General features: G+C 46.7%; 18 protein-coding genes. 5 read left to right on the top strand and 13 right to left on the bottom strand.

The genetic code is table 11. The features are described 5' to 3' along the window. Nucleotides 1-212: 212 nt before the first annotated feature. On the top strand, nt 213-1,691 hold the full coding sequence (gene opuE, locus NST22_RS03675) for a proline transporter OpuE (protein ID WP_003242814.1): 1,479 nt from the start codon (nt 213-215) through the stop codon (nt 1,689-1,691). A gap of 106 nt (nt 1,692-1,797) precedes the next feature. Beyond that, entirely contained in the window at nt 1,798-2,496 is a 699-nt protein-coding gene (locus NST22_RS03670; protein ID WP_010886431.1) for an MgtC/SapB family protein, read from the top strand. Nucleotides 2,497-2,533: 37 nt separating this feature from the next. Here NST22_RS03670 and NST22_RS03665 read toward each other — a convergent pair whose 3' ends face one another. The 5 genes from NST22_RS03665 to NST22_RS03645 form a co-directional block, all read right to left on the bottom strand. Then, nucleotides 2,534-3,544 (bottom strand): phosphotransferase enzyme family protein, encoded by a 1,011-nt coding sequence (locus NST22_RS03665; protein WP_010886430.1) that lies wholly within the window; start codon nt 3,542-3,544, stop codon nt 2,534-2,536. Between the two features lie 161 nt (nt 3,545-3,705). Next, the gene (locus tag NST22_RS03660; RefSeq protein ID WP_003242795.1) at nt 3,706-4,896 is read right to left on the bottom strand and encodes a CamS family sex pheromone protein; all 1,191 of its coding nucleotides are present in this window, start codon (nt 4,894-4,896) and stop codon (nt 3,706-3,708) included. A 15-nt stretch (nt 4,897-4,911) separates the two neighbouring features. Next, entirely contained in the window at nt 4,912-6,918 is a 2,007-nt protein-coding gene (gene ligA / locus NST22_RS03655) for an NAD-dependent DNA ligase LigA (RefSeq protein ID WP_003233916.1), read from the bottom strand. A gap of 23 nt (nt 6,919-6,941) precedes the next feature. Further along, nucleotides 6,942-9,161 (bottom strand): DNA helicase PcrA, encoded by a 2,220-nt coding sequence (pcrA, locus tag NST22_RS03650; RefSeq protein ID WP_003233919.1) that lies wholly within the window; start codon nt 9,159-9,161, stop codon nt 6,942-6,944. 61 nt (nt 9,162-9,222) lie between these two features. Beyond that, entirely contained in the window at nt 9,223-9,909 is a 687-nt protein-coding gene (locus NST22_RS03645) for a heptaprenylglyceryl phosphate synthase (RefSeq protein ID WP_003233922.1), read from the bottom strand. Between the two features lie 264 nt (nt 9,910-10,173). Between NST22_RS03645 and NST22_RS03640 the strand changes: the two genes are divergently transcribed. Continuing rightward, nucleotides 10,174-11,751 (top strand): FMN-binding glutamate synthase family protein, encoded by a 1,578-nt coding sequence (locus NST22_RS03640; RefSeq protein WP_003233925.1) that lies wholly within the window; start codon nt 10,174-10,176, stop codon nt 11,749-11,751. A gap of 34 nt (nt 11,752-11,785) precedes the next feature. Here NST22_RS03640 and NST22_RS03635 read toward each other — a convergent pair whose 3' ends face one another. The 3 genes from NST22_RS03635 to NST22_RS03625 are packed head-to-tail and all read right to left on the bottom strand — an operon-like array spanning nt 11,786 to nt 14,867. After that, nucleotides 11,786-12,100 (bottom strand): YerC/YecD family TrpR-related protein, encoded by a 315-nt coding sequence (locus NST22_RS03635; protein ID WP_003219429.1) that lies wholly within the window; start codon nt 12,098-12,100, stop codon nt 11,786-11,788. A gap of 2 nt (nt 12,101-12,102) precedes the next feature. Next, nucleotides 12,103-13,098 (bottom strand): DUF3048 domain-containing protein, encoded by a 996-nt coding sequence (locus NST22_RS03630; protein ID WP_003233927.1) that lies wholly within the window; start codon nt 13,096-13,098, stop codon nt 12,103-12,105. Between the two features lie 26 nt (nt 13,099-13,124). Next, nucleotides 13,125-14,867, bottom strand: a complete 1,743-nt coding sequence (locus tag NST22_RS03625; RefSeq protein WP_003233929.1) for an adenine deaminase — start codon at nt 14,865-14,867, stop codon at nt 13,125-13,127. A 128-nt stretch (nt 14,868-14,995) separates the two neighbouring features. Here NST22_RS03625 and NST22_RS03620 point away from each other — a divergent pair, with 128 nt between their 5' ends. Beyond that, nucleotides 14,996-15,223, top strand: coding sequence for a DUF2892 domain-containing protein (locus NST22_RS03620; RefSeq protein ID WP_003233931.1), 228 nt, complete (start codon nt 14,996-14,998; stop codon nt 15,221-15,223). Nucleotides 15,224-15,237: 14 nt separating this feature from the next. Here the strand turns inward: NST22_RS03620 and NST22_RS03615 are convergent, their stop codons facing one another. Further along, nucleotides 15,238-16,512: an amino acid permease gene (locus tag NST22_RS03615; protein ID WP_003242474.1), complete on the bottom strand. Its 1,275-nt coding sequence runs from the start codon at nt 16,510-16,512 to the stop codon at nt 15,238-15,240. A 143-nt stretch (nt 16,513-16,655) separates the two neighbouring features. Here NST22_RS03615 and NST22_RS03610 point away from each other — a divergent pair, with 143 nt between their 5' ends. After that, entirely contained in the window at nt 16,656-17,075 is a 420-nt protein-coding gene (locus NST22_RS03610) for an Lrp/AsnC family transcriptional regulator (protein ID WP_003242890.1), read from the top strand. 39 nt (nt 17,076-17,114) lie between these two features. Here NST22_RS03610 and purD read toward each other — a convergent pair whose 3' ends face one another. The 4 genes from purD to purM are packed head-to-tail and all read right to left on the bottom strand — an operon-like array spanning nt 17,115 to nt 21,558. Then, entirely contained in the window at nt 17,115-18,383 is a 1,269-nt protein-coding gene (gene purD / locus NST22_RS03605) for a phosphoribosylamine--glycine ligase (RefSeq protein WP_003242993.1), read from the bottom strand. Between the two features lie 15 nt (nt 18,384-18,398). Continuing rightward, on the bottom strand, nt 18,399-19,937 hold the full coding sequence (gene purH, locus NST22_RS03600) for a bifunctional phosphoribosylaminoimidazolecarboxamide formyltransferase/IMP cyclohydrolase (RefSeq protein ID WP_019712795.1): 1,539 nt from the start codon (nt 19,935-19,937) through the stop codon (nt 18,399-18,401). Beyond that, on the bottom strand, nt 19,934-20,521 hold the full coding sequence (purN, locus tag NST22_RS03595; RefSeq protein ID WP_015252651.1) for a phosphoribosylglycinamide formyltransferase: 588 nt from the start codon (nt 20,519-20,521) through the stop codon (nt 19,934-19,936). Before purN ends, purH begins: the two co-directional genes overlap by 4 nt. Next, nucleotides 20,518-21,558, bottom strand: a complete 1,041-nt coding sequence (purM, locus tag NST22_RS03590) for a phosphoribosylformylglycinamidine cyclo-ligase (protein ID WP_015715442.1) — start codon at nt 21,556-21,558, stop codon at nt 20,518-20,520. The genes purN and purM overlap by 4 nt, the downstream gene beginning before the upstream one ends. Nucleotides 21,559-21,616: the final 58 nt, after the last annotated feature.

The raw sequence follows: 21,616 nt of genomic DNA, 5'->3' as shown, positions 1-21,616 counted from the left end.
TATTCTTTATTCCCTTCTAGGTTTGCAACGGTATTTCCAGCTTATGATCAATGTTTCATCGCTTGAATGGCCGGGAATACTTTGTTAGGTTAAGTTACCAAGTGCACCCGCAAAAGAATTTCTTTTGTTTTGCACTTACGCCAGGCTGCTTAACTGGCACCATCAATTTGAGAGGTGATGCAACATTATTAGAAATGAAGAGAGGGTAAAACGTGAGTATTGAAATTATTATATCTTTAGGAATTTACTTTATTGCCATGCTGTTAATCGGCTGGTATGCATTCAAGAAAACCACTGACATCAATGATTACATGCTTGGAGGAAGAGGCCTCGGACCATTCGTTACTGCTTTGTCTGCCGGCGCGGCCGATATGAGCGGATGGATGCTGATGGGTGTTCCCGGCGCGATGTTTGCGACAGGGCTGTCCACCTTATGGCTTGCTTTAGGTCTTACAATCGGGGCGTACTCAAATTACTTGCTGCTGGCTCCAAGGCTGCGTGCTTATACAGAAGCGGCAGATGATGCGATTACAATTCCTGATTTCTTTGATAAACGATTCCAGCATTCTTCATCACTGCTGAAAATCGTATCTGCATTGATCATCATGATCTTTTTCACATTGTATACCTCTTCCGGTATGGTATCTGGCGGACGGCTGTTTGAATCTGCTTTTGGTGCGGATTACAAATTAGGCCTGTTTCTGACCACCGCAGTTGTCGTGTTATACACACTGTTTGGCGGTTTCCTTGCTGTCAGTCTGACTGACTTCGTGCAGGGTGCGATCATGTTTGCAGCACTAGTGCTTGTGCCGATCGTTGCTTTTACCCATGTGGGCGGCGTTGCTCCGACTTTCCATGAAATCGACGCTGTTAATCCACATTTATTGGATATTTTTAAAGGCGCGAGCGTCATTAGCATTATTTCCTATTTAGCCTGGGGGTTGGGCTACTACGGCCAGCCTCATATCATCGTCCGATTTATGGCCATTAAAGACATTAAAGATTTAAAACCTGCACGCCGAATCGGCATGAGCTGGATGATCATTACAGTTCTAGGTTCCGTGCTGACGGGTTTAATCGGTGTTGCATACGCCCATAAATTCGGAGTTGCTGTAAAAGATCCGGAGATGATTTTCATTATCTTCTCTAAAATCTTGTTCCACCCATTAATTACAGGGTTCTTATTGTCAGCTATTTTGGCTGCCATCATGAGTTCGATTTCCTCACAGCTCTTGGTCACAGCAAGTGCTGTAACAGAGGATTTATACCGGTCATTTTTCAGACGAAAAGCTTCTGATAAAGAATTGGTCATGATCGGGCGATTGTCCGTCTTAGTCATTGCCGTTATCGCGGTACTCTTGTCATTGAACCCGAACAGCACCATTCTTGATTTGGTCGGATACGCTTGGGCCGGCTTCGGTTCAGCTTTCGGGCCTGCGATTCTGCTCAGTCTGTATTGGAAACGAATGAACGAATGGGGCGCGCTTGCTGCCATGATTGTCGGGGCTGCGACCGTGTTGATCTGGATTACAACCGGCCTGGCAAAATCAACCGGTGTGTACGAAATCATCCCTGGGTTTATTCTCAGTATGATTGCCGGCATCATTGTCAGCATGATCACAAAACGTCCTGCAAAAGCCTCTTACCGATTATTCGGTGTCATGGAAAAGCTGTTAAAACGCAAAAAGTAAGCAATAAGCCATCAAGCGCAGCTTGGTGGCTTTTGTGCTCTTGTTTTGCTATAAATACTGTGAGAAAATCATATTTATTTAAAAACACCATAGAGAAGGGGGAAGTTTGCTGTTGAGCTGGTATATTGATCCTGATATTTTATTGAAATTGGGCATTGCCACATTGATTGGCATGGTCATCGGGCTTGAACGCGAATTAAAAAATAAGCCGCTCGGATTAAAAACCTGTATTGTCATCGCAGTCAGCTCATGCATGCTGACGATCGTCAGTATTAATGCGGCATATCATTTCCCTAAATACTACCGCATCATGATGGATCCGCTTCGTCTGCCGGCACAAATCATCTCCGGCGTCGGGTTTATCGGCGCCGGTGTCATCCTGCGAAAAAGCAATGATGTCATTTCCGGCCTGACGACATCGGCCATGATCTGGGGGGCAGCGGGGCTCGGGCTTGCTACGGGAGCCGGTTTTTATAAAGAAGCGTTTGCCAGTCTTCTGTTCATCCTGATCAGTGTGGAATTTCTCCCATGGGTGGTCAGAAAAATCGGCCCCGACCGCCTGCAGGAAAAAGACATCCGCATCAGAATGTCACTTTCTGATAAAGACAAAATGACAGAGATTTTAAAAGAAATGAAAAGAAGAGATATCAAAGCACACTCCGTTCGGATCGACGACCTAGGCGAAAAGGATTTTCCAATTATGGAAGTGAAGGTCCGCGTCCATAAAAACAGATACACGACCGATGTCTACTATGACATTAAAGCCATTGAAGGCGTAGTCGGCGTGAAGTGTGATACATTATAAAAGCCAATGGGACTGGAATCCCATTGGCTTTTTCTATCTACACCAGTGCTGAAAAATCAAATGCTGTAATCGGCGTGCCATTCTCTATATCTCTTCTGAAACCGGCCAGCATTTCTTTTTCCTCTTCTCCTATTGTGTTAAGGTCAAACATCTGATGCAGCAATCCGTAAATCAGCATATGGCGAAGGCGGAGGAAATCAGGTATTATCATCAGCCATGCAGGGTCAAGCTCATTTTCCTCCCAGTACCCTTTCATAAAATGCGTCATAAATTCTTCTGTAAACGCAGCTTTATCATCATATGGCACAACAGGATACCACAGGACATTGTAGAGAAGAATGCTAATATCGTTAACAAACCAGTTGTAGCCGATATCATCAAAATCAAATGCCGTGATTTTGCCATGATCCCAGTTAAAATTGCCATGGTGCAGATCCGCATGCACCAAGCCGTAGTTGTCCTGGCTTTTCGGGAGCCTCCGCAGTTCATTCATCAAAGAATCGGCTTGCTGAAACACCTTTATCTGATCTTCAGGCACATATTTTCTCAGCTTTAATTGCTCCTCTTCATCCCATTCCTGTCTTTTGAAAGCGGGATTGCTCAATTTGTAGCTTTTTGTCAGGCTGTGCATGCTGCCTGTGTATCTGCCAAGCTCATAAAATAGCGTTTCATTCCAGTCCGATTCATCCACTTTTTGCCCCGGCGCTTTCTCATACACTCTCAATAAAAATGACCCGCCGTTTCCGTCCGGCACTGCTTCTACGTCTTTTCCGTTCAGCGACGGGAGCGGTTTGGCTACTGAAATTCCCCCTATTGCAAGGTGACGGAGCCATTCCATCTCTCCCATCATATAATCAGAAGATCTCCGAATCGTATGGGTAATCTTTAAAATATAAGGTTGATTGTCTTTCATACATTCATATACATAGTTTTCCGCATCAGCCAGAAAACGCACCTGATCTTTTGAGAAACCGTATCTCGCTGCAGCTTCTGCCAAAACCTGCTCTTCATGAAATATTTTTTTGATATCTTTATGCACGTCTAACATCCTTTCATTGCTATAGATTTGATAATGATTGTTTTCACACGATTTCCAGCATCAACATACCTCCCCTTGATTTGTGTTTCGGCAGAAGTGAAAATATTTTCCCTTTTCCTGTTAATTGTAACATAAAAACCCTTGTGCCAATATGGCACAAGGGTTTTCTATCAGTCATAAATGTGAACAGTCGGCTCTTTATCTCCGGCATTGCGGATAATGACCGCTTCCTGTCCGTCTGAGGACGTGATATTGACTTCGACATCAACTGAGCTCTTAGAGTAGTAGTCCATCACTTCACCCGTTAAGAACTGGGTAAACGCGACAACTTCACTTTTTCCGTAGAATTGCATTGGTATGTCAATCTTCATTTTCTTCATTTCATCATTTTCATACAGCGCTGTACCGACAACGCCTGTATAGTTCGGGAAATATTCTTCAATTGAGTTTTTGAACCGCTTAAAGACCTCGGTGTCATCCGGGTACTTTTCTGCTGTGGTTGTATCCGCCGGATAGAATACATATTTTTCATTGATGTCATCCCAATTTGAGATATCAGTAGAGCCTGCTTTGACCTCTGTTTTGGCGATGAAGTTCCCCGGCACAATCGATGTTTTTGACGCCTGCTTGTAGAGCGCCACGGTAATCGGCACATTCTTCAAGTTATCTTTTTTGCGGAGGCGGTTAATAACCTCCTGTGCAATTTTTTCTCCCTGCTGGCGAAGCGTGCTGTCTTTAATCTCCACTTCTTTTTGCGGGTCGCCAGTTTTTTCACGATAGTAATACACTGAGTTTAACGCCAGTCCGATCATGACGCCGCCAAGCTGGATAGAATTCTTGTCTTTTCTGACTAAATAATCGTGCTCAAGCATGGATGCTAAATAAATTGGGCTGCTTTCGTTCTTTTCTTCTGTTGAACCAGAACTCGGGAGCGCCGGGTTCAAGCCTTCATTTTTGAAGTTCTTATCTTCTTTTTCGGCTTTTTTCAAATCAGAGCCCGTTTTTTTCCGTGCCAGCCAGCTTAATACTGTATCCTCATCTAAATATTGTCCTTCTTGGAACAGATAATCGTCAGTTGAGAAAGAATCTTGGGCAAGGCGCATCAGCCCTGTTTCAAATTCGTCAATGTCCAGCCTTGTATTCAGCTGTTCCGTTGTTAAGCCGCGCGCTTTGCCTGCCTTAAACGGCAGCACCATTTTGTAATAGGAGTCAGAGATATTATATTTCGGGACAATCGCTTTTTCTGACGATTTCGCCGTCTTTTGCGTAATCTCTTCCTCCTTCTCCCCCCCGAAACCTGACGAGCAGGCAGACAGCATTAATACTGCCGCCGTTGCCGCCAATGCCAACGTCTTTTTCAATAGAAAACACTCCTCTTATTTCTTTAGCTCTCCCATTAACTGTTCTTCATTCCACACTTCAATGTTCAGCTCTTGTGCTTTTGTCAGCTTGCTTCCCGCCGCTTCTCCGGCGATGACTAAGTCTGTGTTTTTGCTGACGCTTCCAGTCAGCTTTCCGCCCAGCGCTTCGATTTGCGCTTTGGCTTCGTTTCTTGACAGCTCTTCCAGCTTTCCTGTCAGAACAATTGTTTTACCAGCAAAGTAAGAGTCGCTGTCCTCTGCTTTTACTTTTTTCGGGCCTTTGTAGAGCGTGTTTACGCCCAGCTCCTGAAGTTCATTCAAGAGTTCAAGCATTTCTTCTTTATGAAAATAGGTGATCACAGCATCAGCCATTTTTTCACCGATTTCATCTACCGCGAGAAGTTCCTCTTTAGAGGCTTTTTTCAGGTTCTCCAAGCTTTCAAAATGCATGGCAAGCGTCTTTGCGGCCTTTGATCCGATAAAACGGATGCCAAGCCCAAACAGCAGGCGCTCTAACGAATTTTCTTTTGATTTTTGGATGGAGCTGATCAGGTTTTCAGTGGACTTTTCGCCCATGCGCTCGAGCTGGATGACTCGTTCCTTCGTCAGCTTATATAAATCTGCCACATTGCGGACAAGGTTTTCCTCAAACAGCTGTGTGATCACTCGTTCGCCGAGCCCATCAATGTTCATGGCATTCCGGGAAACGAAATGGATAAGCCCTTCCCGGATTTGCGCCGGACATTCAGGGTTAATGCAGCGAAGCGCCACTTCTCCTTCGATCCGGACGAGTTCACTGCCGCATTCAGGACATTCCGTCGGCATGCTGAATTCCTTTTCTTCTCCTGTGCGCTGGTCAACGAGGACATTCACAACTTCCGGGATGATATCGCCCGCTTTTTTGACGACAACCTTATCCAAAATCCGAATGTCCTTCTCTTTAATTAAATCTTCGTTATGAAGGGATGCTCTTGAGACCGTTGTGCCGGCAACTTTTACCGGCTCAAGAATCGCAGTCGGCGTAATCACACCCGTTCTGCCGACATTTAATTCGATATCGAGAAGCTTCGTCACGACCTCTTCAGCAGGAAACTTATACGCGATGGCCCAGCGCGGGCTTTTCGCCGTAAAACCGAGCTCCTCCTGTTGATCGAGAGAATCGACTTTAATGACAATGCCGTCTATTTCGTACGGCAGGTCCGCGCGCTTCGCCTGAAGCTCATCGATCAGCGTAATGACTTCTTCTATGCTGCCGCATTTTTTTCGTTCCTGATTCGTTTTAAATCCGAGTTCGTCGAGAAAATCAAGCCCTTGGCTTTGCGTCTCTACACCCATCTCGTCAAGCTCCGCTATACTGTAGACGAAGATATCGAGGTTTCGTTTCGCTGCAATTTTCGGATCGAGCTGTCTGAGAGATCCCGCCGCGGCATTTCGCGGATTGGCGAACGGTTCTTCCTCATTTTTAATCCGTTCCTCATTGAGTGCTTCAAACGAACGCTTCGGCATATACGCCTCGCCGCGCACTTCGATCGACAGCTCACGGTTCATTTTAAGGGGGATATTGCGGATCGTCTTCAGATTCTCCGTGATATCCTCTCCCGTCGTCCCGTCACCTCTTGTGGCCCCTCTGACAAAATAGCCGTCTTCATAACGGAGAGAAACAGCAAGACCGTCTATTTTCAGCTCCACATTATACGCCACATCGTCGCCGACGGACTGGCGCACACGGCGGTCGAAATCACGAAGATCATCAGCATTAAAGGCGTTGCCCAGACTGAGCATCGGTGTGCCGTGGGTGACTTTCTGAAACGCTTCAAGCACGGCTCCGCCGACGCGCTGCGTAGGAGAGTCAGGCGTTCTGAGGTCTGGGTGCTCCTCCTCGATCGCGATCAGCTCCTGCATCAATCTGTCGTATTCGGCATCTGGGACGCTCGGTTCATCTAAGGTGTAATATTCATAGCTATACTTGTTGATGGTGCGGCGCAGTTCTTCTGCCCGCTGCTTCGCTGTTTCTTTGTCCATCTGCTTCTTCCTTTCCTCTTCAATTACTGCTTTTCAATAGGAGCAAATGCTGCTAACAGGCGTTTCACGCCGACAGGGCTCGGGAAGGCAATATCAAGCTCTGTCCCTTCTCCTTCGCCTTTCACGCTGACGACAGTTCCTGTTCCCCATTTTTTATGGCCCGCCTTATCTCCGACTGCCCAGTTCAAGGTGTCGCCGCCTGTTTTGCTGGCGTAGGATACCGGGCGTGAAACAGGGCCGCGTCTCGGCTGCATTTTTCTCGCAGACGTCGCTCTTGTTTCTTTTTTCTCATTTAGGTTTTCCAATAAATCATCCGGTATTTCAGCAATGAAGCGAGATTCCGGGTTCATATTTGTCCGGCCAAACAAGGTGCGCATTTTAGCATTGGTCAGATAAAGCTCCTGTTCCGCCCTTGTAATCCCAACGTACGCAAGGCGGCGTTCTTCTTCCATTTCCGCTTCCTCCATGAGTGAACGGCTATGCGGGAAGACGCCTTCTTCAAGCCCCATCAAGAAAACAACCGGAAACTCCAGTCCTTTCGCGGCGTGCAGTGTCATCAGGGTGATCGCATCCTTGCCGCCTGACTCTTCCTCCTTCTGATCGAGCTGATCAATATCTGCGATCAATGCCAAGTCTGTCAGGAACGCAACGAGTGTCTTGTCTTCACTTTTCTGTTCAAAGTTTTTCGTAACAGACAGGAACTCGTCGATATTTTCTAAACGGCTTTGGGCTTCGATCGATTTCTCAGCCTTCAGCATTTCTCTGTATTCCGTCTTATCAAGAATTTCTTCTGTCAGCTCTGTAATGGATAAGTAATCCTGCATATTGGTCAGGTTTTCAATCATCTGTCTAAAGCTGTCAAGCGCGTTTGCCGCTTTGGCACTGACGCCGATAAAATCAACCTGCTGAATCGCTTGGAAAAAGGACAAGCCGTTTATGGCCGCATACGAAGCGATTTTTTCAAGTGATGTCGCGCCGACTCCGCGCTTCGGCACATTGACAATGCGCGTGAAACTGATATCGTCATCCGGATTGGATACGAGGCGCAGGTACGCAAGAATGTCTTTAATTTCTTTTCTGTCATAGAACTTTGTGCCGCCGACAATGTTATAGTTCAAGCCCGCTTTGAGAAGCGTTTCCTCAATCACACGGGACTGCGCGTTTGTCCGGTATAATATGGCGATATCCGACAGCTTCCGCTTGCCTGTGCTGTGAAGCTGATGAATTTTGCCGGCCACAAACTGTCCTTCACCGAACTCATTATCACCGCGATAATAGGAAATCTTGATGCCTTCATCATTTTCCGTCCACAAATTTTTCGGTTTGCGGTTAGAGTTGTTTTTAATGACCTCGTTAGCCGCGCGCAAAATCCGTTTCGTTGAACGATAGTTTTGTTCTAGCAAAATCACGCTTGCATTCGGATAATCTTTTTCAAATGAAAGAATGTTGGTGATATCCGCGCCGCGCCATCTGTAGATTGACTGATCAGAATCCCCCACAACGCAAAGGTTCTGGAAACGCTCGGCAAGCTGCTTAACGAGCATGTATTGTGCCCTGTTCGTATCCTGATACTCATCAACGTGGATGTACTGGAATTTGCGCTGATAAAATTCAAGCACTTCAGGCACTCTGTCAAACAGTTTAATCGTCGTCATAATTAAATCGTCGAAATCGAGCGACTGGTTTTTCAATAGCTTCTTCTGATAATCAGCATATACATCGCTGACCACCTGATCGTAGTAGCCGCCAGCAACTTTAGAGAATTCCTCCGGTTCGGTCAATTCGTTTTTTGCACTGCTGATCGTGCCGAGGATGCTTCTCGGGTCAAACTTCTTCGGATCAAGATTGCGCTCCTTCAAAATCCCCTTGATCACTGAAAGCTGGTCAGCCGTATCAAGGATGGAGAAATTTCGGTTGATCCCAATCCGGTCGATATCTCTGCGCAAGATCCGCACGCACATGCTGTGGAATGTGGAGATCCAGATATCGTCCGCGCCGGGTCCGAGGATGCTTTCCACACGTTCTTTCATTTCGCGTGCCGCTTTATTTGTAAATGTGATCGCCAGAATGTTCCACGGCGCCACATGCTTTTCTGCCATTAAATAAGCAATTCTATGGGTCAGGACACGCGTCTTTCCGCTACCCGCTCCCGCCATCAGCAAAAGAGGCCCGTCCGTTGTTTTGACTGCTTCCTGCTGAACGGGGTTTAAACCGCTTAGTAATTGATTGCTAATATAATTCAAAATTTGTTCACCCGCCTATACAAAACATACGTTCTATCATAAACCAAATCCGTACAATTTACTACTCGCCTTTCACAGCCGCTACTGTTTTCAAAGCCCTGTCAAAATCTTCATACACCGCATTGCCTACAACGATCACGTCCGCATGCTCTGCGTACTGCTTGGCCGTTTCCGCATCCTTGATGCCGCCGCCGTAAAACAAGGTGGACGTTTCCAATACAGCCTTCGTTTTCTTGACAGCTTCTATGTCTCCAAGCACGCCGCTGTATTCTAAATAAAAAATCGGCAGTTGCAGCAGCTCCGACACACGCGCATAGGCGACAATATCATCCATATTCAGATCGGCGTCCGCTTCAGTCAGTGCCGCGGCTTTGCAATCTGGATTTGCGATGCAGTAGCCCTCCGCCACGATTTCTTCCATAGACATCAGTTCTCCGTATTCCTTCATGGCTTTCTGGTGCATTCCGACAATCCAATCCGCGTTTTTGCTGTTTAATACACTCGGAATAAAATATAAGTCAAAGCCGGGAACAATCGCTTCAATCGCTGATACCTCTAGGACACACGGCACCAAAAACCGTCTTACCTTAGACATCATCCGCAGGACATTATCCTCTGTCACACCATCGCTTCCTCCGATAATGACCGCATCCGTTCCTGATTCGCAAAGAATCTCCAGCTGTTCGTCAGGCAAATCTTTATTTGGATCGAGTTTAAAGACATGCTTCCACTCCGTTACATCGTACACGTCATACGTTCCTCCATTCGTTTGTTACCATTTAAACATTATAACAAATTCACATAGCGCGGAAAAACGGAAAAAGCCGTTAATCTCGTTATTCACTGAAAAAGGTGTTTTGATTCTTTTTTCATAAAAAAAGAGAGCATATGGCAGTACCTGCATGGTGAGTCCTGTATCGGCAGGAGCACACATTTTTCACCAGATTCCTTCTGCTATTGTTTGGAAAGTGTTCTACTGTGGAAATGGTTACATAAAAAGGGAGGCTGAGAGATGGAAACCATCATAATAGCACTCATCGCATTTATCATTGGGATCATCGCTATCCCGATCGTCTTGTTTGCCTGGATCTACATAAAGGATGAAAAACAGCAGGAGCACTCAATTCTTCGCAACTATCCCGTCATCGGAAGGTTTCGGTATATCCTTGAAAAAATCGGGCCGGAGCTCAGACAGTATTTATACAGCAATGACAATGAAGAGCAGCCATTTTCACGAAAGGAATATGAGCAAACCGTCATCTCCGGCAAATACAAAAGCAGAATGATGGGCTTTGGATCTGTAAGAGATTTTGATAAACCTGGCTATTATATCCGTAACGCTATGTTTCCAAAACAAAGGGAAGAAATGCATGTAAATCAAACGCCAAAAATTGAAACCCAAATCTATAAAATGGATGCTGACAATCTGTTCAAACGCAAGGAGCATGCCGAACATATCAAGGCAGACCCGTATTTTCTCCATCCTGATGATGTACAGGTGATTGGCGAGCATACATGCGAGAAGCCATTTTATGTGAAGGGCTTAGTCGGCCAGTCTGCCATGAGCTACGGTTCTCTTGGAGAACGGGCTGTTACGGCGCTCTCAAAAGGGCTCCATCTGGCAGGCGGCACCTGGATGAATACAGGTGAAGGGGGATTGTCTGAATATCACTTAAAGGGCGGCGCCGATATCATTTGCCAAATCGGACCGGGCCTATTCGGCGTGCGCAAAAGAAACGGGGAATTTTCGTGGGAGGAATTTAAAAGAAAAAGCAGGATTGACCAGATTAAAGCGTTTGAGCTAAAGCTGGCACAAGGAGCGAAAACCCGCGGCGGCCATGTGGACGGCGCCAAAGTATCAGAGGAAGTGGCAGACATTCGGAATGTCGAACCTGGAAAGTCGATTGACAGCCCGAACCGCTTTTATGAATTCTCAAACCCTCCTGAAATGCTCGACTTTATTGAAAAACTTAGAGATGTCGGACAAAAGCCAGTCGGCATCAAACTGGTCGCAGGGCATCCTGAAGAATTGCATGAGCTTTTCTCTCATATGCAGAAAAGCGGAAAGCATCCGGATTTTATCACGATCGACGGAAGTGAAGGCGGTACCGGAGCTTCCTTTTACGAGCTCGCGGATACAGTCGGCCTTCCGATTATGACAGCGCTGCCTATTGTGGACACGCTTCTTAAACAGTACGGCTTGCGCAGCCAGCTGAAAATCTTTGCTTCCGGAAAGCTCCTGACTCCTGATAAAATCGCGGTCGCCTTAGCCCTCGGCGCTGACTTTGTTAACATCGCACGCGGCATGATGTTTTCCGTTGGCTGCATCCGCGCTCTCGTCTGCCACACCAACACCTGTCCGGCAGGTGTGGCGACGACAGATCCGAAATTGCAAAAAGCACTGAGCGTTGAGGAAAAACAGCATCGTGTCTGCAACTACGTTATTTCATTGCGCGAGGGACTATTTAACCTTGCAGCCGCAGCAGGGATTAATTCGCCGATTCATTTTTCCAAGGAGCATGTTGTCTATCGGAAAGAGGATGGCAGTATCATCAATATCGACAACCTGATCCATCAATTTGTTTCATAAAGAAACCGCCCTTGCCAGACGGCAGGGCGGTTTTTTATTTGGAAGAAGACTCTGTTTCCGTCTCCTTCACACGGTCAAGCGCCATTTCATAAGCGTCATTTCCGTAATTTAAGCAGCGTTTCACACGGGAAATCGTAGCCGTGGAAGCGCCTGTTTCTGTTTCAATCTTATGATACGTGTTTCCTTCGCGAAGCATGCGCGCCACTTCAAGGCGCTGAGCCAGCGATTGAATTTCGTTAATTGTGCATAGATCATCGAAGAATCGGTAACATTCCTCCAGGTCTTTCAGCGATAAGATCGAGTTAAATAACTGGTCCAGCTCTTTGCCGCGTAATTTATCGATTTGCATCGTTACACACCTTCTCCTTTACTAATGGAAGCCGCATCAAGATCAGGTACGATATTGATCCAAGTCTTTCCTGGCACAAACGGAAGCCACTTGCCGTCTTTTACCGGCACAATTCTGCCATTCACTTGTTTCCAGTCTGTTTCAATGACGTTTCCGTGCTGAAACAACAGACCTTTTCCTCCTGATTCCAAGTCGATGTCCCGCCTTCCATCTTGATCAATAATATGATGGCTGGCTTCAACAATGAAAATATTTTGCATTGCAACCGGCTTTCCGGTTTCCCGGTCTGTCGTTATGACACCATCAGAGCTTCTTGTATAAAATTCAGCTTTTTTATCATAGTTGTATTCGACAAGATTTGTAACGTTATTTGTTCCATAATCTACCCGAACATTGTAAGATTCATTTGCAGGTTTTGCATCTGATGTTTGAAACAGCAGCGGATTTGTTTCCTGCTTCAGCTTATAACCCTTTTGTTCTGCCGCCTTTTTTATGTAATCATAAGACGTATAGGAATTGTGGGGCGGTTTGCTGAAATCAGCTCTCCAAAATAAGCTTCCGTCAAAATCCAATCCGTTCATATAATCGGCAGCTCCGGATTCCAGCTGCTTTTTGGCGCCGGGACTCCAGCCGTGATGGACAAATATGCTGTCAAAGCCATTGCTGAGAGTGACGAAATATTCCCGCGCGCTCCGCACAGGTCCGACAGTTTCAGGCATCTGGCTTTGGAAAATGGCCAGAAATCTTGTGATTTGCCCTTCGGCTAGCGCTTCTATGACAATGTCGGCTTTAGACAGACCCGACTGCGGCCTCGCCTTCGGGTGATTGTTCACCACAACAGCAACAGGGCGGCGTTCAGTCACTTTCTGTTCAGTCTTTAGCCCCGTTAAAGGAGCTTTCAGCTTCTTTGCAGTATCCGGGACAGCATCCTTCTGCTGGCAGGATACCAGCAGAAAAAACACGAAACACAGCGCGCAAACTGTCATCCATTTTTTCATATGTCGGCTCCCTGCTCTTTTATATTTTAACGCATTATCGATGGAAAGAGTACAGTTTTTTTCATGACGTCGAATATTCCTCTTGGCGTAATGCGTATATACGGAAGGTGCGTACTTTGCAAAAAGAGCAGCGTATAGATAGGATCGCAAAACTCATAGCCTCTTTCAGTCAAAAGATCTCTCAGCTTTTGTTCCTTCTCAAGCACGTCTTCATACGCTTCCGAAGAGGCGCAGCCGCACAGCGCAAGCGGGATTTCATGCAGAATGTTTCCGTTCTCCGCTAAAACAATTCCTCCTCCGATTTCTTTCATGCGGGCGAAAGCGAGCAGCATATCCGCTTTATTTTTTCCAATCGCGACAATGTCGCCCGTCGTCGTAAAGGAGCTTACAAATCCCTGCACGCTTGAGGCAAACCCTTTTATCATCGTATTGACGCGCCATTTCCCGTGTCTGTCGAGCATCGTCAAATAACTTTCATCATGGTCAAACGAGAGCTGTTCCATCGAATTGTCGATCTCAATCATATATGGCTCCATAATAACCGCATTCCGCATTTTCACGCCCATCGGCATAGAAAACTGCAAGTCATCCATCGTCATATCATATGAAAGCTCAAGCGGGACAAGACCGCCTTTGTGCCAGTCCGTCTTTGTAAACGCCTTCAAATCACAGCCGTTTTCACGCAGAATGGTCCCTTTTGACAGAACAGTCACTGGATTCGGATTTAACGGATCTTCCAGTATGTTTAGCGATGCCAGTCTGCCCGGTCCGACAACTCCTAAATAATCATCCATTTGGTAATACTTTGCGATATTAAATGATGCCATATTGTAGGCGTCGATTGCAGGTACGCCTTCTTCTAACGCAATGCGAATCAGCTCGTTTGTCATGCCGCCTTTATAGAAATTCGGGGTTGCGCCATCTGTCGTGTAAAAGAAGTGGTCATAATAGCGGAAGCCCTTCTCATGCAGCTCTTGCAAGATTTTTCTTACATCGGGGCGAATGGAAGAGTTCCGAAGGGAAACATAATAGCCCAGTTCCAGCCTTCTCATCACTTCATCACCTGTCATCGCTTCATGATCACAATCCGCACCGAACAGCTTCATTTTTGTAAGCGTTTTATCAGAAGCGCCGGGAAAATGCCCTTCAATACGTTTTCTCTGTTTCTTTGTAGCTTGCATACAGTGGAGCATTAAATCATCACCATCTACCAGGCGAGGCCATCCGGTCATTTCTCCGCCTTGAATCACATCCGGATGTTCAATCCACTGTTTTCTGACGTCAAATGGAAGGACGTGGTCCTCGTTCAGAACCTCGGTCTGGAGGTCATAGCGTGACCACCAAAAATACTGGACAGGCTGCTTTTTGAGTTCATTCAAAATCGTAAGCGCTTTCTTTTTTCCGCTTTGCAAAAGCAAAAATAAGTTATCATTCACGAATGTCGTTGTTCCGTATTGAGACACATATTCCGCCAGTGTTTGGGGATTATATATTTGAAAAGGATGTGCGTGCGGTTCAATATAACCTGGCACAATGTATTTTCCTTCACAATCAATCGTATGAATTTCTTCGGCTCTATTCGGAAGTTCATGACCCACATAAACAATGCGGTCCTGATAAATCCAAATGTTTTTTTTCAGCCATTGTTTTACATATGGATTTAAGACGAGAGCATTCCGTAAAAGGAGCGTTGGAAGCAGCTTTGAGTCTACAACATCAACCTGTGCCCTGATGTCTTTGTTTTTCCAGTTAAAGGTGCGTTCGGACATTCACATACTCTCCTTTACATGTATTAGACTCATGGTATCACATCCTTCCTCATCACGCACGATAAAAACGTTACAAATTTTTGAAGGTTCGATTAAAAAACTTTTTTAAGTAAAAGGAGCGGATTTCCTTGAAGCCAAACATCAGTCTCATCAATGCCGTGTTCAGAATCGCCTGCGGATTGACGATTATGTCAGCCGCCAGTGCAAAGTTTACGAAAAAACCTTGGTGCAGAATGCATCTCTTTTACATCTTTATGGGGGCCATGAAAGCGGGTTCGGGAATCTTGCGCTTCTGTCCTGTGACCTACATGTTTCAACACAGCGATTCTGGAAATAACGAGCATCAAAACGGATAAATGGAAAAGCTTGATCACAAAACGTGATCAAGCTTTTTTTTATGCCCACCCTTTGTTTTCATATAGAAATATCCTGCAGCTGCCAGCACTGCCGGATAAAGCAGTGCCCAGCCGCTGAATGAATAAATCACCGCGCACGCCACAAATGCCCCGAGCGCCATCCACCAGCCTATATCTCTCCTGCCCAGCAGTTTCAGTGCTGCCGCCATTGTACATATGTAAGATGCGATAAAAGCCGCGCTCGGCCCTTTCAACAGAGTCGTCAAATCGATTTGAAACAGACCATGCGCTGCAAGCACTAAGCCAAACACTGCGGCCATCGCTGTCAAAACGCGAATAGGCGTACGTTTTGTCGCACTGAGTTTTCCAAAAAATACGGGTATGTGCCCCTCTCTCGCCAATGCGTACACCATTCTTGAAAAACCGGCAATATTGGCATGGATGGTGGCGAATGTAATAAACAGCGCTAAACATACCGTGACATATACACCGCTTTCTCCTGCTCCTTTTGAAATGAGCATGGCAAGCGATGCAATTTCTCCATTCTCTCCATATGAATGAGTACCCACGGTCACAAATGACAGCATGATATACAGCCCCGCCACACAAGACGCTGCCAAAAACAAGCTGAGCGGGACATCTTTTTCAGGACGATGAAATTCCTCAGCCAACGGGGTAATCATTTCCCAGCCTACAAAAGAGAAAAAAATCATAACAGAAACAGATCCAGCGGCAGACCAGCCATGCGGAAGAAACGGCTTGAATTCTGCTATCGTGACGTGTGGCAATGACACAGCAATAGAAGTGACAAGCAGAAATACGATGACACATATAACGAGTGTACTAATGTTTGCTGATAGTTGAATCCCTCTCATATGAAGCAAAATAGATATAGCCAGCATGCAACCAGCAATCAATGTAATCTGCCAATCGGCCGCCTCTGTGATGTAACTGACGTAATGCGCGCCAGTCAAAGCGATGATGGGAACGCCGATCGGAACGGACCCTAACATGATCCAGCCCAAAATAGCCCCGGCTTTTTTCTGAAAGGCCAGCTGCACATAAGCCGTGATTCCTCCCGCGCTAGGCGCTATTTTCACAAGCCGGGCCAGCGTGCCGACAAGAAAAAAGGATAAGAAGGACATGAACACCCAAACAAATAAAGAAGCGGGGCCGGCCGTGTCCGCGGTGACAGACGGCAGGATTAATATCCCGCATCCTAAAACCGCCCCAATCGTTAACGCCGTCCCTTGTATCCAAGTAATAGAGCGCTGCAATTCTGGCAACATGATGCCCCCTCTCTGATTGATGGCTTTATTATAGAAAAAATAAGACGGCATCCATATGCTACAATGAAGTTAAATCAACAGCATTACCTTACGATCAAAGGAATTTTCATTCATTCGCCTAAATATGTAAAGGAGCCAGACAAATGGACGATACAGACCTTCAGATTCTCTCGCATTTGCAGCGAAACGGCAGATTAACGATGGTTGAGCTGGGAAAGCTTGTCGGACTCAGCTCGCCAAGCGCGGCGGAGCGTGTCAGGAAGCTGGAAGACAAAGGAGTGATTACCGGCTACAGCGCGAATATCTGTTACGAAAAACTAAACAAGCATGTCACCGCTTTTATTCTCATGGAGCCGAAAAGCTGCAAGCACTACGCCGCCTTTGCAACATCGCATCCTGATGTAGCAGAAAACCACCGCATCACGGGGATGTACAGCTATGTGACAAAGGTCGTGACTGAATCGGTACATACGCTTGAGGATTTTATTGACACCTCGATGGCCCATGGAAAACCAACCACGCTCGTTGTGCTTTCTTCTTCTAGCTGCCATCCCGCTTTTTGATAACAAAAAACCCGCAGCTATTCTGCGGGTTTTCCTCACTTATTTTTGGGCAGCCTTTAAAGCGCGTGCCCCAATGTCTTTTCTGAAAAAGAGTCCCGGTTTGAAAATTTCATCAACCGCTTTGTACACTCGGTCTCTAGCCGCTTCAAACGTTTCATCAAAAGCCGTCACATTGGCGACGCGCCCCCCGTTTGTAACGAACTCTCCACCTTCTGCTTTCGTTCCGGCATGGAAGACCACGACCTGCTCAGTTTCTGCTGCAAGGCTGCCGATCGGCGTGCCTTTTGCATAGCTTTCCGGATACCCTTCTGATGCAAGCACAACACTCACTGCCGCGGTATCCTTCCATCTTAAGTCAACTTCCTTATCATCTAAAAGATCAAGAAGCACCTGTACCAGATCAGATTCCATGCGCGGAAGCACGACCTGTGTTTCCGGATCGCCGAAACGGGCATTAAATTCAATGACCTTCGAGCCGTTTTCAGTAAGCATCAATCCAGCGTACAAAACGCCAGTGAAGGAACGGCCTTCTTGTACCATTGCTTTTGCAGCCGGCTTAACGATCGTTTCTACAGCATGGCGGACCGTTTCTTCCGAAATTTGCGGAACTGGCGAGTAGGCGCCCATGCCGCCTGTATTCGGGCCTTTGTCTCCGTCAAACGCCCGCTTGTGATCCTGGGCAATCACCATCGGATACACCTTTTCCCCTTTGACAAAGGCCATTAGAGAAAATTCTTCACCAGAAAGATATTCTTCAATGACAACGGACGCGCTCGCATCACCGAACTTTTCATCTTCAAGAAAGTCATGCAAGCACGCAATTGCTTCTTCCTCTGTCATAGCCACAGTAACGCCTTTTCCAGCTGCAAGTCCATCTGCTTTTATCACAATCGGAGCACCTTTTTCCTGCACATATGCCTTCGCCTCATCAAAGGATGTAAACGTCTCGTATTCTGCGGTCGGAATGTCGTATTTCTTCATTAAATCCTTAGCGAACTGTTTGCTTCCTTCGATGATCGCCGCAGCTTTTGACGGACCGAACACATGTAAGCCCGCTTTTTCGAATTCATCCACCAGACCTTCAATTAAAGGAACCTCAGGGCCGACAATGGTCAGGCCGACCTGATTTTGTTTTGCAAATGAGACAAGCCCTGCGTGGTCGCTTTCCTCAATGTTTACAAGCTGAGCGGAAGCTGCCATGCCGTCATTTCCGGGAGCGGCAAATACATTCTCGACGAGGCTGCTTTGCGCTGCCTTCCACGCCAGCGTATGTTCTCTTCCGCCTTTACCGATAATTAATACATTCACGTCGTTTTCATCCCCTTAATGTTTGAAGTGTCTGATGCCGGTGAATACCATGGCAATGCCGTATTCATCCGCTTTTTTGATGGAATCCTCATCTCGGATCGATCCGCCTGGCTGAATGATGGCTGTAACGCCCGCTTTTGCCGCTTCTTCGACAGTATCTGGCATTGGGAAATATGCATCCGAACCGAGCGCGCTGCCCTTCGCTTTTTCCCCTGCTTGCTCGATTGCGATTTTTGCCGATCCGACGCGGTTCATTTGGCCTGCTCCCACGCCGACTGTCATGTTGTCCTTCGCGAGAACAATCGCATTTGATTTCACATGCTTCACGACTTTCCAAGCAAGCTTCAAGTCTTCCCACTCTTGCTCGTTCGGCTCTCTTTTTGTCGGAATGCTAATCTCAGCATCATCGAAGCCGTGCATATCTAAATCTTGAATCAGCAGCCCGCCTTGAACAGATGTCAGTTGTTTTTCCTTTTGAACAGCGGCGGATACGTCAAGCGTCAGCAGACGGAGATTTTTCTTCGCAGTCAGGACGTCGAGCGCTTCTTGGCTGAATGAAGGCGCAATGATGATTTCTAAGAAAATGTTGTGAAGCGCTTCGGCAGTTGCCTTGTCCACTTCACGGTTCAGCGCGATAATGCCGCCGAAGATAGATGTTTTATCCGCTTCAAACGCTCTGTCAAACGCTTCTGCGATCGTTTTTCCTGTTCCTACACCGCACGGGTTCATGTGCTTCACAGCAACAGCAGCCGGTTCAGTGAATTCACGAACGATTTGAACTGCCGCATCCGTGTCTTTAATGTTGTTGTAAGAAAGCTCTTTTCCGTGAAGCTGTTCTGCTTGCGCAATGGAGCCTTTGACAGGAAGAGCTGTTTGATAGAAAGTTGCTTCCTGATGCGGGTTTTCTCCATAGCGAAGCGATTGTTTTTTCTCAAATGTCACAGTGAATTGCTCTGGTTCTTTTTCACCGACAACATTTGTCAGATAGTCAGCGATCAGTGCATCATATGCCGCAGTATGACGGAATACTTTTGCCGCGAGCTCGCGTTTTTTCTGAAGAGATACGCTGCCTTCTTCTTTGATTTGATTTAGCACTGGGCTGTAATCGGCCGGATCGACGATAACCGTGACATCCTGATGGTTCTTTGATGCCGCACGCAGCATGCCAGGTCCGCCGATGTCGATATTTTCGATCGCTTCTTCATATGTGACGTCTTCCTTAGAAATCGTTTCTTTAAATGGATAGAGGTTGACGACAACGAGGTCAATCGGCTGAATCCCGTGTTCATTGATCTGCGCCATATGCTCTTCATTGCCGCGAACCGCCAGAAGGCCGCCGTGAATATTCGGGTGAAGGGTTTTTAACCGGCCGTCCATAATTTCAGGGAAGCCTGTCACTTCAGAAATTCCGATCACATCCACACCGTTTTCTTGAAGAAGCTTTTTCGTTCCGCCTGTGGAGATGACTTCAATGCCAAGCTCTGTCAGTTCTTTTACGAAAGGAACGAGATTTGTTTTATCTGAAACACTGATTAACGCACGTTTAATGGTCATGCCTTTTCACCTCTGTTATTTAATCCTAATAGCTGTTTAATCACACTCGGATACCATTTATGCTCAAGCTTGTGAATCCGCTGTTCGATTGTTTCCAATGTATCATGTTCATCAATTTCGATTGCCTTTTGAGCGATGATCGGACCTGTATCCATTCCTTCATCGACATAATGCACGGTGATTCCGGCCACCTTCACACCCGCCCGGAACGCCTGTCCGACTGCGTCGATCCCAGGAAACGCCGGAAGAAGCGACGGGTGAATGTTAATGATTTTTCCTCCATATGCTTGAAGGAGCGTATCACCAATTAGCCTCATATAGCCGGCAAGAACAATCAATTCAACCTCGTGAAGACGAAGCTGTTCAATGATGGCTTGTTCAAATGCGGCCTTGTTTTCATAAGACTTCGGCTCAAATGCAAAGGATGGAATGTGGAATGCTTCCGCCCGTTCGATGACTTTCGCCTGCGGTTTGTCGCAAACGAGGAGCGCTGCTGACGCATCCCAGTTCTCCTCCTTCAAACGCGTAACGATGGCTTCGAAGTTTGAACCGTTTCCTGATGCAAATACCGCAAACTTTTTCATGAAAGTGCCGCACCGCCGAATGTGACGCCTTCACCTTTTTTCACACGCCCGATTAAATAGGCTTTTTCGCCATGGCTTTCAAGCGTTCTGATCACATCTGTCAGATGCTCTTCTTTGACAGCCAAAACAAAACCGATCCCCATATTAAAGACGTTGAACATGTCTTCTTCCTTCAGCTTGCCGTACTCTTGCAGGAAAGAGAAAATCGGCGGGATCGGCCATGAGCCATGATCAATTTCCGCACTTAAGCCTTCCGGAAGCATACGCGGAATATTTTCAATAAATCCTCCGCCTGTCACGTGCGCCATGCCGTCGATTTTTCCGCTTTTGACCGCGGCAAGCACAGGCTTCACGTAAATCCTTGTCGGTTCAAGCAATTCCTCGCCAAGCGGGCGTTCAAACGGCTCATATGTTGTATCGAGGTCCAGCTCCGCATCATCCAGAAGCACTTTTCTGACAAGGGAAAAGCCGTTGCTGTGAAGGCCGCTGGAGCTGAGGCCGATCAACAGATGGCCCTCTTCGATATTTTCTCCAGTCACGATTTCGTCCTTTTCTGCCACTCCGACTGAGAAACCGGCAATATCGTATTCATCAGCTGTATAGAGTCCCGGCATTTCAGCCGTTTCACCGCCGACTAAGGCTGAACCTGACTGCTCACAGCCTTCCGCAACACCTTGTACAATCTGTTCAATTTTCACTGGGTCCGCTTTGCCAACCGCTAAATAATCGAGGAAAAACAGCGGCTCTGCACCTTGTGCCAGCACGTCATTGACACACATTGCAACAGCATCCACGCCAATCGTGTCATGCTTATCCATGGAAAAAGCGAGCTTTAATTTTGTGCCGACACCGTCCGTTCCCGAAATGAGAACTGGTTTTTGATAAGAAAGCTCAGACAGGTCAAACATGCCGCCAAAACCGCCAAGGCTGCCCATAACGCCAAGCCGTTTCGTGCGCTCCACGTGTTTTTTCATTCGTTTGACAGCTTCATATCCGGCTTCGATGTCAACTCCTGCGTTTTTATATGCTTCAGACATCCTATTCACTCCTTTAAGGCGCTTTTCAAAATATCTCCCCGAACGAGGGCAGAAAGAG

The sequence above is a fragment of the Bacillus sp. PS237 genome, assembly GCF_037963345.1.
Taxonomy (GTDB): domain Bacteria; phylum Bacillota; class Bacilli; order Bacillales; family Bacillaceae; genus Bacillus; species Bacillus subtilis.
This window is presented reverse-complemented; position numbering and strand designations above follow the sequence as displayed.

Excerpts from the sequence above, each read along its gene's own strand:
- NST22_RS03625 (WP_003233929.1), bottom strand. The coding sequence starts at position 14,867 with ATGTCCGAACGCACCTTTAACTGGAAAAACAAAGACATCAGGGCACAG.
- NST22_RS03615 (WP_003242474.1), bottom strand. The coding sequence starts at position 16,512 with ATGTTGCCAGAATTGCAGCGCTCTATTACTTGGATACAAGGGACGGCG.
- NST22_RS03665 (WP_010886430.1), bottom strand. The coding sequence starts at position 3,544 with ATGTTAGACGTGCATAAAGATATCAAAAAAATATTTCATGAAGAGCAG.
- purM (WP_015715442.1), bottom strand. The coding sequence starts at position 21,558 with ATGTCTGAAGCATATAAAAACGCAGGAGTTGACATCGAAGCCGGATAT.
- purH (WP_019712795.1), bottom strand. The coding sequence starts at position 19,937 with ATGACCATTAAACGTGCGTTAATCAGTGTTTCAGATAAAACAAATCTC.
- NST22_RS03640 (WP_003233925.1), top strand. The coding sequence starts at position 10,174 with ATGGAAACCATCATAATAGCACTCATCGCATTTATCATTGGGATCATC.
- NST22_RS03610 (WP_003242890.1), top strand. The coding sequence starts at position 16,656 with ATGGACGATACAGACCTTCAGATTCTCTCGCATTTGCAGCGAAACGGC.
- NST22_RS03630 (WP_003233927.1), bottom strand. The coding sequence starts at position 13,098 with ATGAAAAAATGGATGACAGTTTGCGCGCTGTGTTTCGTGTTTTTTCTG.
- ligA (WP_003233916.1), bottom strand. The coding sequence starts at position 6,918 with ATGGACAAAGAAACAGCGAAGCAGCGGGCAGAAGAACTGCGCCGCACC.
- purN (WP_015252651.1), bottom strand. The coding sequence starts at position 20,521 with ATGAAAAAGTTTGCGGTATTTGCATCAGGAAACGGTTCAAACTTCGAA.
- NST22_RS03635 (WP_003219429.1), bottom strand. The coding sequence starts at position 12,100 with ATGCAAATCGATAAATTACGCGGCAAAGAGCTGGACCAGTTATTTAAC.